We start from the raw sequence: 11300 nt of genomic DNA on the forward strand, positions 1-11300 counted from the left end.
GAGTAAATTTCTTTGACTTCCTGCGCCCATGCTTCTTCTTGAGTTGCGTTAGCTTGCCATAGCTCACTAATGCCGGCTTGAGATTCGGCATGTTTTATTAGCAACTGTCTTAAATTACGATGACTTGCGTTACTAAGAATAATTGCTGTCTCAGCATTCCAATCCAAGCGTTCACTGAGTTGCTTACCGGCATCTGCCGTCATGAACTGACCGTCTAGCTCATCGAGTATTTCTTTGGTATTACTATTAGGCTCCCCTTTGGCTTCAACAAACGCTGACTTTCCAACAGCGTTTATACTGCGAACATAAATATAATAAGTATGCCCTGCTTTTAGGTTGCGTCCTTGAATAACCCACATAGAGCTAACACCTAAATATTCAGCGCGACTTTCTACTTCGCGAATATCCGTGATCTGCTTTTCTGAAAACCAAAACTCATACTGTGCTCGTAAGCTATTTTGACCGCCAGAACGCGGAATAATACCCAAGCTAAAATAACCGGATTCCACTTCAATATAACTCGGTGGTAATGGTGGATTAATCGCGAATGAAGTTGTGGCCACCTCGCCTTTTTGTTTCCGATCATTTTGAGGAACGACGGATAAAACGTAATTCCCCTGAGGTAAACCACCAAAACGATACATTGTGTCTGTGGTTGAAGCGGTACCGACAATACGATCACCCGTAGTGAGTTTTAATAAAAAGTCGACTCCTCGGCTGGAATAAGGTGTATTCCAACTGGCTTCCACTTGCCATGCACTTGCATCCAATTCAATATCCACAGAAAGATTTTCAACCGGTGGAATAAATCCCCCTAATGGCGTATCGGGCTTTGGCTCAAATTTAGCACCCTTATCAACAATCGCCTCTTTTTCGGGCGTGTGTTGCACTGCAATAACCGTAAAACTGCCATCTCCGTTATCAGCCAAGCTGATAGCGCGAAATAATCGGCGACGTAAAGACGGAAGCGTCAACGTCCAAATTCCGCCCTCTCGTAACCCTAACGGCAAGGTATCCAGCTTTATTTGATTGGATGCGGGATAGCTCAACACTTCATACGATTGTGGATCACCTTGTGCATTGATGAGCGTGACGCTTGATTTACCGCTTTGGGGTGTGTCGATATTGCGATCTAAGGTTAATGTTTGAGAGGCATAATCAATGTGTGTCAGACGCCCACCAATTTGATTGTCCGCGTAATAGTTATCGGCAATTTCGATAATATCACCCGACATATGACGTAGGCCTTCACTGCCAACAGTAAACTCAACCGTCTGCGTCTCTAATTTTTCCGTCGTTAATAACCAAAGACCATGACGATGAGCCTGTCCTCTGCTAGTACAACCAAAGGCATCGACGCGCATCACATTACGTCCAAAACGTGCAATACTGGCATCATCTTCAACCAGCTCAACACTGGTTTTCCAGCCATTATCGGGATCAATAAAACGAACCTCGACAGCGGTATGACGCGATTTTAATGCACTAAAACTATACTGAAAGTTACCATCAATCACATTAGCATTGGTATATGGCCACACCACATCAGACGGTCTATCTTGGATAAAGGTTAATGTTCGTCCATTCCAGACGGGCATAATGCGCATCATGGCACACATATCCCCCATGACATCATAGGCTTTGCGCATGTCCGTAATGTAGGCATTGCACACCATACGGGGCTCTTTTCCACCGAACCCATCATCAACCTGCTCATCACAATAACGACCAATTGCATATAGGGCGAATTTATCGACCTCACTGATATTAAGACGTTTCCCCATGCCATAACGCGGATGGGTTAATAAATCCCATAATATCCATGCAGGATTATTGGTAAATGACGGTTTAAAGGTGCCATCCCAAATCCCCGAGTAAATCCGTTTATCTGGATCATAATTACTCGGTACCTGAATAATACGACCTTTGATAAGATAATTACGGCGTGGAAACTTATTGCCAAACTGCTCACTATCAAACATCAATCCCGCAACTGCAGAACCCGGATAGGTTTGTGAAATATCCACTAACTCAGAATAACTCGACCAGACTGTATTATTTTGGATTTTGTCAGAGGTGCTGTCTTGAGTGATGCGGATCATACGCACACTAAACGGAACGGGCGGTAAATCATCCAACACAACAGCCATTAAATAAGGCGAATTAGAGCGTTTGCCATTAATCGTGACGTTTTTCTCTGTTATCCATGTCCCATTGCGCTGGATTTGGATTTGTAATTGAACAGAAGTCGGTACGCGATCACCATTATCTTTGGTTTCAACCAGAGCTTGTGTACCAAAGGTTAGACGTAAACGGTCAATATTGGGTGAGGTAATAGTACGAGTGACGGGGGAATTATATTTAACTTCGATACCCACCGGCACTTCATTCGCAGACGCGGTAAAGCCACTCATTGCCGGTTGCTCTAATGTCCCTGCCCGCCATTGTGCATACATCCCATTAATGGTGCTATTGCCAGAGCCATCTATCACTGGCGTATCATCCAAATAAATACACCCTAAATCGTCCATAGAGCCTTGAATATGAATAGGGCCTTCAATTGGCCCCTCACTGATTAAATCAATTAATGAGGCTTTTTGACGTGATGTTAAATCGTTTGGTGCCTCATACGGTGTTCTTTGACCGCCACCACCTTTACCCATAATACGAACTCCTCTTAACCGCCGTGTTTGCCGGCATCGATATCTTCGCCGTTACTGTCATCCATAATTTCAACAGATTGTGAAATGACGCGTGAACCACACATAATTTCGCCATACGCAATGGGCACCGGCATTCCTTGAGCAACCGCGTTATCAAGATTACTAAAATAGGTATTGCCTTTTTCTTCATCACCGCGAGACAAATTAGGCGGTTTAGGCGCTGGGATCAGCATTTGAGCGACACCGCCAATCATCATAGCTGCGCCACCTGCCATCAAAGATGTAGCTACCGTTGCAGAGATCCACGCAGGTCCCCACCATCCCAATGAAAATAAGGCCGCACCCGCAACAAACTGAAAAACACCGACGTTTTTAGCGCCTGATAATTTCGGCACAATATGAACGACCGCGTTATCCGGTAAGGTTTCATTGAATTTTTGGTGAATTTCTTGCGGAGAAATATCGGTACCCGCAATACGGACTTGATACCAACCATCACGAATGGCGAGGCGTAAGGCTGGAATTTGAATAAAAAGCGCGTGAAGCCCTTCAGAGGCGGTATTCACATTTAAATCAAAGCGACGTCCAAATCGTTGCAAATTCCCGTAAAGTCGGAAGGTTGCCAATCGCGGTAACGCCAGATTGAGTGCGTCATTCGTTGCCATCGTTCGTTATACTCCTCGCGTTTGCTAAGTTGGTTTGGAATGTGATGCAAAATTGTTTGATTGCCTAAATAGATCCCCGCGTGATTAGCGCGAGAGCTGGCATAACAACACAAAATAATATCGCCGGGTTGCGCCTCTTTTTTGACCTGCCGAAAACCACTGCTCACCATGTTATCGAGGTACAGTTCTTTGCCTTGTCGCCACCAATTATCGTGACGCTCAAAATCAGGCAGATCATGTCCTGCCAAATGGTAAGCATCACGAAACAACCCGTAACAATCTGTTGAGCCATGAATAAATTGGCGACCTAAGAGATGAGGTACTGGCTGATAGCAGTGAATTTTTTCATCACAGACCACCCACCACTGCAACGCACTGTTCACCTGCAGTTGTCGATCTAAGGAGCTGAGATAAGGCTGACCATCAGGGTGACTGTGTACAACCGTGATCACTTCGCCCTGCTGTTCGGCGCGAATAAAATCATCAAAAGAAATCGTGAAGTGGGTTTTCGGATCGGCATGCTGATTAACACAAGGCAAATACTGTTCGCCATGAGCAGTACTTATCAATAAGCCACACGCCTCCAAGGGCGCTTGCTCTTTCGCATGCGCCAATATTGCTTGTTCAATCATAAGAAACACCTTAGGAGGGAATTAACTATTACCAATGCGGGAAGTAGAAACAAACGCACCTATGCGTGATTCGTTTTTTCGTAACTTACAATCACTAAGGCGCTTACCGCATTTGTCTTTTAATGGATCGGTGGTTGGCTTTCCCCATTCATCGGCAACAGGAGGTCCTTTGTATCCGCATTCTTCAGAGCGATATCCCCAAGGACAGATATCCGACAAAATAACGCGACCAGGAAGCATCAATCCGTCGGTTTCACTGGATGTCGCCAACATAAAGGTAGCGGTTACTGAATTTAAACTGGTCATCTGCTCAATGATCCAGCGTGTCACAATCTCTTGTGAAGGGTCAGCGTTAGGATTGCCTTGAGGAAAATTTACCGCATCTAAAAATTGGGTGCTGACAATGCGACGTACCACCAGCCCACCAATTGCACTATCTAACTGACTGGCGATACCGGTAATCAGCCCGAATAAATTAGACAATGTAATAGTGGGTCGCCCTGATGGCCCTTTACCATTAAATGAAAATCCGTCACCTTTTACAGGGTAAGGCTCATAGGTATTTCCCTGCCAGATTAACGGCTCTTTACGCTGATTGAGTCCATCAAAAAAGCGGTACCGAATACCGCCTATTTTGGTTAAGTCAAATTCATAAAGCTCAAGTAAAGCATCAGTGGAGGAGAGTTCGGTAACACTAATTCGCATTTCAGGAGGAATATATTGCATATTAGCTCCAATAAAAAACCCGCCGAAGCGGGCCTTTAAGTTAATATTATTATTTTTTCATATCGTTCATATTTTTATCATACTGTCCTTGTATATAATCAAACATCTCTACTGCTCTTAAACACTCTTTGTCTTTTTTATTATCAAGCTTACATCTATAATAAGTTAATGTATTTATACTTGATACAGCGCTTATATTTTCTACCTGCCAACGGCAAAACTCAGGATCTTTATGTTCCGCACAAGTTATATTAATCGTATCAATAATAAAATCTTTTTCTGAAACTTCAGCTTGTGTAAAAAATGGAAATAATAAAACTATCAATATAAGTTTTTTCATATGTCCTCAATTAACAATATTTAAGATACAATTTGTTCAAATTCGGCCGTTATTTCCGTTCTAATCATTCCAACTGAAGACGACCATTTTCGACATAGTACCTTAACTAAGTCTGATTGGTGAGGTGACTTCCATAAAAATGCAGTGACACCAGCATGTTTTTCTAAAAATGATTCAATCTGCAAACTTTCACTATTTATATAGATAAGCGTTACATTGTATTTTTTTAGATTATTATTAATACCGTCAGGGCGACGCTGTTCATAGCCGTCACCAAATTTCACTGATTTTACTCGAGGCTCAAACTCTTTTTTCATATCGGGTTTGACTTTCCATTTAAATGTTTCCATCACATAGCTCCACCATCACGACGCTGGCTCATAATATAATCCTGAGCGCCTCGCTTGCTGATTTCATAAACCTTTTTCAGTGCTTCAGGCCCTATCTGTCCATTGTTGCCATCATTTTGAATGGTGATATGGTTTATCTGGGTAACGCCCGCGCCTTGATTCGACATTTTTGCGATAACACCCAACTTCCCATCAGCACCACGGCGTAACGGGAATATCCCTTCCGGCCCTGCTTCTCCCATCAAACCAGCACCTTTTGCAAACGCAAACATGGTGGGCTTATGCACGATCTGCCCACTGTAAGCACTTAGACTGGCTGAGTTGTAAACTCCACCGTCCGCATTAGCAACGGGTGCACCGAAACCAAAGCCCATCGCCTCTATTCCTTTAACTAATGACATTTTAATTAAAATATCCGTTAGCATTTTAAGAATGGATTTTGTAAAGTCTTTGAAATTAGCTTCCCCTTCAAATAATACGTTGGTTAACTGGCTACTAAACCCATTAAGCGCCATCGATGTTGCATTTTGTACTTGAGAGTTAACATCAAGCGCAGTATCTTTATAGTTGCCCCACGCGGTTTGGGCGCCCGCTAACCAATCGGCCCGTTTCTGATCTTCAACTTCATAGGTTTTTTGTTGCTCGGCTAACATATTATTTAGTTGTGGGTTCTCTTTTTGACCCGCAAGAAGCTGAGCGCGTTCCAAGTAACGTTGCTGTTCCCTTGCTGATTTACCCATACTTTCTTCAATCGCTTTGCGCTTTTCCGACTGCTGAGCAATATATTTATCAGCCTGGTCTTGCATCTTGTTTAAACGCTCTTGCAAAGCAACCTCATCCCCCACTAGTGCGAGTTTTTCCTTTTGAGCAAGAATATTTTCTTTATTTGATAACAAAGATTTTTCGGCATTAGTTAATCGGCGTGTCAATTGCGCCTCTTCTAGAATTGAAAATTGCGCCTGCTCTTTTTGAAGATCCTTTCGTTGCTGACTAATAACATCATTAGCACTTTGATGCTTTTTAAGAATTTCTAATTGGGCTTGTAATGCCAATAAATCACTAGAGGCTTTTTCTTCTTCACGATCACCAGCAGGTACTGCATATGATTTTCCTCGACCAGCTCCCGGCATTTGACGGTCTCTTAGTCGATAATTAATCATTTTTTCATATTCTTTATACTCTTTTTCAGATAATGCGTGCTTATTTGCATTTAACTTTTCAAGTTCTGCATTTCTTTTGGTCTCCCAGCTTGCATATTTATTATAGAATTCTTGTTTAATTCGGAATTTATTTACTTCTGACTGGTTAGCTACTTTTTCAGCTTGCTCCTGAGCCTTTTCAAGATCAACATCAGCTAGTTTATCTTTGAGTTCAGCCACCTTGGTTTTTAACTCATCTGGCGTCATATTTGTTTCAGCAAAGAAAATACCTTTTGATGCAGGATTTATTTGAAACTCAACTAACATTTGCTCATATTCGTTGACTTGTTGCCTTAAATCTTTTGTTCGTCCAATATTAAGCATTGCATCCCAGCTTTTTTTGGCAGCATCCTGAACGCCCTTCCATGCAGACTCTAAAAAACCAAGATTTTCAACAATATCATTAGCACCATCATTGATAGATTGCGCATAAGCATCAATCGCTAATCGAGCTGCTTCGGTTTTATTACCTTGCAATTCGAGCGTTCTGATTTGCTCTAATTGGGATGCTGTGAGGTGGTGGTTCGCTTTTTCTAATTCAAGCGACATTTGAAGTGGTTCATCTTGCAAGCGTTTAAACTGATCAATCGTGGTATCAATCGCCTGCCCTGTGATGTAATTCATCTGTGCGGCTGCTTTTGAAACACGGGAAATCTCATTATTTGAAAATACGCCTGTACCGACAACACTCGAAATGGATGATGCCATTTCTCCACGCGTTATCCCGCCACCAGCAAGGGTTCGCGCCATTTCGTTTAATTGGCTTGCAGACTTATTGGCGTAGTTACCGGTTAAAATCAGTTGTTTATTAAATTGAGAAAATTCTCTTTCTGCATCATAAGCTAATTTGGCAACGCCCGTTAACCCCGCAGTAATTCCACCCCAAATACCACCACGAACCAGCGAGCCCATATTAAAGGAGTTGGCAATGCCCTGAAGGCGACCAGATAATGACTTGCTATTTTTATCAAATTCTTTGGTTTCTTTGCTCGACTCAGACAATCGACGAATATAAATTTCGGCTGAAGAACTGACGCCCAACTGAGAAGCCTGATAACGCAACATCTGTTCACGGCTTAAATTTTGAGTAGCGACCTGTTCTTTTAATCGCTGAATAAATCGTGTTTTTTGTTGCGTCAGAGACTCTTCTTCTCGGCGTAACTTCATTGACTCTGAAGTAATGGCAGAAATAAGCACCTGATAATCGCGCTGATGGATAGTGCCTTTCTTCACCTCTTGATTTAACTGAGCTTGAATGGCTTTTAAGGCTGATTCACTGCCTGATAATCCTTTAACGGCTTCAATTTGTTTGAAGTATCTCTCAGTATTCGCATCTTGCTGATCTTGTATTGCCTTTATTCTTGATTTAGTGACATTTTGAATTTCGGCAAACTGCTCACCTGTAATTTTGAGCTTGTCATAAGCCTTTGTTGATTTATTTAAAACCTCAGTGAGTTGTTCGAGTGCATTTCTCGTTTGCCCAACACTTTGAGCTTGCTCTAAAAAAGCATCGGCTTGTTTGCGTGATTCAATAGCTGCACGCGCTTCTTCCTGTGCGATCCGCTGATAATAATCCGCTCGTTGTTGCTGAGAAATTTCTTGTTGATTGTTAAGTTCTTGAAGTGATTGCGCAGTACTCTCTGCAGAACTGCGAGCAGATTGCGCTTGCTGTTCAACCAGTTGAGCCATACGTCGTTGACTGGCTTCGGCTTTTTCTGCGGTTTCTTGCAGTTGACGTTCAACACGCCCCATTTGCTGGCTGAAATCTGCTGTTTCAGCGCCTAAGTTAATCGTGAGATCGGCTATTTGTTGGCTCATATCGTACTCCGCCCGCTATCCCTTCACTGACCGCCATCATGGTTTCATCGTCCATATCAACAGCGGGTTTTCGTAACAACACGCTAAAATCCTCTGGCGATAAATTATCACTGCCACCAAAAACACTGGCGACAGTGAAGTTAAGTCCAGAAAAAGCATGATCAATGAGTTGGAGGGTGAAGGGAGTTTCATTAAAGAAGTGTAACCAATCAGCGAGTTCAGTCGCTGTCATTTCGCTGAGCATCCTGCGCCAATCAGCACGTTTAAATTCATGTGACAAACGCAGGATAAATTGATGTTCACGGGCGACTACTTTTCCAGTGACTCTTCCTGTGCATCACTTTGAATATTTTCATTTTCCGTGTTTTCAGTTTGCGCCATTCCGCTAATCACCAGCACCTCTTTAGCTGCGAGACCGAGTGCTTCAGGATTCCATGTAGAAAGAACATCATTATAAATTTGTTCAACATCATCTGATCCACCGTGCGCTAATGAACGAGACACTAACCACGCATTTGATTCTGTGTTTGCACGAATAATCAGGGCGGTTTTTTTAACGCCTTCCACTTTTTCAATATCGTCGTTTTTTTCTGCTTGCTCAACTAAAAAATCAAAGTATTCAATGCGTTGCAGTGCTGATAATTCATATAACGCAACAGAATTACCACCATAAGTAAACTCTTTTTCCTTTAAAAACATACTGTTACCTTTTATTCATTGTCTTTTTTAATAACGGGCGCACTTTTCCTTACTCTGACGCTGATTTAATTTCTTCAGCAAGAGCTGGACGACCACTATTAGTGATCTTAATCGTGCGGGTGATCACTTCTTTTGCGGGCACTGTTTTTCCAAGCGAACTAACCCAGCCACGATAAATATCAACCGCCCCATTCGGATAACGAATGCGATAGTGACGAACATCACCCAGTTGGAACCAATCAACCAGATCTTTTTGCCCTTGCTCACCCGGTTTCCATGCCAACGTAATATTGGCTTCACCTGCTGATTTTTCACCCTGAGCAGTGGCTTTCCAATCCGCATCTTCATCGTCAAGATAGGTGTCGTCATAACTGTCTGCGGTAATTTCACCCGGCTGTAACTCTTTAATTTTCGCCAGTCGCGTCCAATCTGTATCATCAAACGGCGCTTTTAATGGATCTTCGGTACCGCTATAAATCCAAAGCGTGGTACCAGCACCTTTTACGGGTGCCAATGGGTTTGGTGTAGGCATAATGATTCCTTTTACATTGAATAATTAATTTGATAATTGAGATCGACAGAACCCCACAACCCCATTTCTTCATCACGATGGTAGTCGTAGCCATTGGGAGTCATGTTTTCGATAAGATCGGACAGTGCCGGAATAGCCGTTAATGCAGGATAAATCACGGCTTCAACCCATTTATCTAACTCAGCATCTGGGTTATTTGCACTGAGAAAAACTTCTATGTGAACGATCGCTTGCCAGCTGTCTTCATCGAGGTTTTCACCTGTTGAGACTGCATCTGTGATATACACGGCAACCGCTGGGAAGTCGTTTTCATCCACAAAAAAAGGGCGACCATCAAATACTGTCGCCCCATTGGTATGAGGCTCAATCGCCTCTTTAATTGCGTGTCGGATCTGTGTGTGTTTGATCACCAAACCCTCCCTTTTATATAAAGCCGTAATTGTTGCTTTAATGCCGATGCCATTTCTTTTGGCATATCAGATTGAATCAACTTTTCTGACTCTTCGGTGTAAGCTGTTGTTAACGGTGTGACGAGGGGTATTTTAACTACTTCGATGGGATAACGACTTTTCCCAACGCGCTGAAGAATATGCCAGCGCCCATTATCAAGCTGTTGAATAAAGGCATGAGGAAAAGAAAATTTGCCCACTTTCAACACACTCCCTGCTCCTTTCTGATTACCTCGTTTTCTTGATAGTTGAACGCGAGCACTACCCAAAGCAATGGCGGGTAAATTACCCCGGTTTATCACTAATCTAGCACGAGGCGTTTTATAGCGACTGCTCGCTCGACTAAGTCGAACACGTTGACGGATCAGGCGTTGAGGCACTTTAGTTTCAGACGAAACCCGTTTAACACTATGGCTAATGACACGGCGAGCAACACGGTTGATCGCCATTGCCGTCGCTTTCGGTACCATTTCATCATTAATGCTATTCAGGTTTTTAATGGCTTGCTCTAATCCTTTCATATCACCCACCTATTTAATCCAAATATGGGGTTTACCATTAAACTTTTGATATCGCGTGATTTGGTAAGTTTTGCCATCAATTTCAACAGTATCCTTACGGTCAGGTTGATAGGTTGACGAAAAAATAACATAACTCACCCCATCACCACTCATCGGTCCCAATTCAGGGATAAAGTGAGATTCGAGTGCTTGATAAAAAACACCATTAATACGGATGGGGATCCCCATCCATTCTTCGGTCACGTTATCCATTCTTTTTACCAACCGTTCAAATGGATTCATCGGTATTGACCTTAACTTTGAGGGGAGGCAGTTGATGGCACAAAGGCATTGAGTTTAACGGTGACATTTTCACTCGATGCATCCGCATCATCCCAAACCACACCGGCAGGTGTACCACCTGTATCCACCACGACATTGTCTTTAACGGACGCCGTCGCACCGGCTTTTAAGGCAATACCGGCTTTCTTGTTCAGCAAGAAAACACCTTCTGCAAAACCATCACCGGTTTCGTTAGGTTGAATATCCGTGATCGCAACACAAGCAATAGTGCCAACGTGTACCAGTTGACCACTTTTAATGATCTCTTTTGTGCTGTTAATTAGGGCAATCGTGCCACCCTGTTGTACATAATTCTTAGCCATAAAAACTCCTTCCGATGCCGAAGCACCGGATTTTAGATATAAAAAAAGCCCATCAGGGCATC

Annotated in this window: 13 protein-coding genes and 1 pseudogene; all 14 read right to left on the reverse strand. The window is 42.9% G+C overall.

The features are described from left to right. A partial coding sequence (locus ABN217_RS16855) for a TipJ family phage tail tip protein (protein ID WP_349459652.1) occupies nucleotides 1-2663 on the reverse strand: 2663 nt, incomplete at its 3' end. A 14-nt stretch (nucleotides 2664-2677) separates the two neighbouring features. Continuing rightward, the gene (locus ABN217_RS16860; RefSeq protein WP_072069157.1) at nucleotides 2678-3328 is read right to left on the reverse strand and encodes a tail assembly protein; all 651 of its coding nucleotides are present in this window, start codon (nucleotides 3326-3328) and stop codon (nucleotides 2678-2680) included. Next, entirely contained in the window at nucleotides 3232-3960 is a 729-nt protein-coding gene (locus ABN217_RS16865; protein ID WP_284551607.1) for a C40 family peptidase, read from the reverse strand. The genes ABN217_RS16860 and ABN217_RS16865 overlap by 97 nt, the downstream gene beginning before the upstream one ends. 21 nt (nucleotides 3961-3981) lie before the next feature. After that, complete coding sequence (locus ABN217_RS16870; RefSeq protein ID WP_284551606.1) at nucleotides 3982-4686, reverse strand: phage minor tail protein L; 705 nt, start codon at nucleotides 4684-4686, stop codon at nucleotides 3982-3984. Nucleotides 4687-4735: 49 nt separating this feature from the next. Next, entirely contained in the window at nucleotides 4736-5026 is a 291-nt protein-coding gene (locus tag ABN217_RS16875) for a hypothetical protein (RefSeq protein ID WP_161681302.1), read from the reverse strand. A 20-nt stretch (nucleotides 5027-5046) separates the two neighbouring features. Beyond that, nucleotides 5047-5376 carry a phage tail protein gene (locus ABN217_RS16880; RefSeq protein WP_195496257.1) on the reverse strand — a complete coding sequence of 110 codons (330 nt, stop codon included), beginning with the start codon at nucleotides 5374-5376 and terminating at the stop codon, nucleotides 5047-5049. After that, nucleotides 5376-8393 (reverse strand): phage tail tape measure protein, encoded by a 3018-nt coding sequence (locus ABN217_RS16885; RefSeq protein ID WP_284551605.1) that lies wholly within the window; start codon nucleotides 8391-8393, stop codon nucleotides 5376-5378. The genes ABN217_RS16880 and ABN217_RS16885 overlap by 1 nt, the downstream gene beginning before the upstream one ends. After that, nucleotides 8362-8637, reverse strand: coding sequence for a phage tail assembly protein T (locus tag ABN217_RS16890; protein ID WP_228766747.1), 276 nt, complete (start codon nucleotides 8635-8637; stop codon nucleotides 8362-8364). Before ABN217_RS16890 ends, ABN217_RS16885 begins: the two co-directional genes overlap by 32 nt. A gap of 65 nt (nucleotides 8638-8702) precedes the next feature. Beyond that, nucleotides 8703-9092 (reverse strand): phage tail assembly chaperone G, encoded by a 390-nt coding sequence (gpG, locus tag ABN217_RS16895; protein WP_349459655.1) that lies wholly within the window; start codon nucleotides 9090-9092, stop codon nucleotides 8703-8705. A gap of 70 nt (nucleotides 9093-9162) precedes the next feature. Next, a pseudogene (locus ABN217_RS16900) lies at nucleotides 9163-9624 on the reverse strand (phage tail tube protein); the annotation flags it as partial. An 11-nt stretch (nucleotides 9625-9635) separates the two neighbouring features. Continuing rightward, nucleotides 9636-10031 carry a phage tail terminator protein gene (gpU, locus tag ABN217_RS16905; protein WP_349459691.1) on the reverse strand — a complete coding sequence of 132 codons (396 nt, stop codon included), beginning with the start codon at nucleotides 10029-10031 and terminating at the stop codon, nucleotides 9636-9638. After that, nucleotides 10031-10594: a phage tail protein gene (locus ABN217_RS16910; protein WP_072069189.1), complete on the reverse strand. Its 564-nt coding sequence runs from the start codon at nucleotides 10592-10594 to the stop codon at nucleotides 10031-10033. Before ABN217_RS16910 ends, gpU begins: the two co-directional genes overlap by 1 nt. A 9-nt stretch (nucleotides 10595-10603) precedes the next feature. Continuing rightward, complete coding sequence (locus tag ABN217_RS16915; RefSeq protein ID WP_072069165.1) at nucleotides 10604-10876, reverse strand: ATP-binding protein; 273 nt, start codon at nucleotides 10874-10876, stop codon at nucleotides 10604-10606. A gap of 11 nt (nucleotides 10877-10887) precedes the next feature. Continuing rightward, complete coding sequence (locus tag ABN217_RS16920) at nucleotides 10888-11238, reverse strand: DUF2190 family protein (protein ID WP_072069166.1); 351 nt, start codon at nucleotides 11236-11238, stop codon at nucleotides 10888-10890. Nucleotides 11239-11300: the final 62 nt, after the last annotated feature.

This window comes from Proteus sp. fly-1067 (assembly GCF_040139345.1).
GTDB lineage: Bacteria > Pseudomonadota > Gammaproteobacteria > Enterobacterales > Enterobacteriaceae > Proteus > Proteus vulgaris_B.

Excerpts from the sequence above, each read along its gene's own strand:
- ABN217_RS16860 (WP_072069157.1), bottom strand. The coding sequence starts at position 3,328 with ATGGCAACGAATGACGCACTCAATCTGGCGTTACCGCGATTGGCAACC.
- ABN217_RS16865 (WP_284551607.1), bottom strand. The coding sequence starts at position 3,960 with ATGATTGAACAAGCAATATTGGCGCATGCGAAAGAGCAAGCGCCCTTG.
- ABN217_RS16870 (WP_284551606.1), bottom strand. The coding sequence starts at position 4,686 with ATGCAATATATTCCTCCTGAAATGCGAATTAGTGTTACCGAACTCTCC.
- ABN217_RS16875 (WP_161681302.1), bottom strand. The coding sequence starts at position 5,026 with ATGAAAAAACTTATATTGATAGTTTTATTATTTCCATTTTTTACACAA.
- ABN217_RS16880 (WP_195496257.1), bottom strand. The coding sequence starts at position 5,376 with ATGGAAACATTTAAATGGAAAGTCAAACCCGATATGAAAAAAGAGTTT.
- ABN217_RS16885 (WP_284551605.1), bottom strand. The coding sequence starts at position 8,393 with ATGAGCCAACAAATAGCCGATCTCACGATTAACTTAGGCGCTGAAACA.
- ABN217_RS16890 (WP_228766747.1), bottom strand. The coding sequence starts at position 8,637 with ATGCTCAGCGAAATGACAGCGACTGAACTCGCTGATTGGTTACACTTC.
- gpG (WP_349459655.1), bottom strand. The coding sequence starts at position 9,092 with ATGTTTTTAAAGGAAAAAGAGTTTACTTATGGTGGTAATTCTGTTGCG.
- ABN217_RS16910 (WP_072069189.1), bottom strand. The coding sequence starts at position 10,594 with ATGAAAGGATTAGAGCAAGCCATTAAAAACCTGAATAGCATTAATGAT.
- ABN217_RS16915 (WP_072069165.1), bottom strand. The coding sequence starts at position 10,876 with ATGAATCCATTTGAACGGTTGGTAAAAAGAATGGATAACGTGACCGAA.
- ABN217_RS16920 (WP_072069166.1), bottom strand. The coding sequence starts at position 11,238 with ATGGCTAAGAATTATGTACAACAGGGTGGCACGATTGCCCTAATTAAC.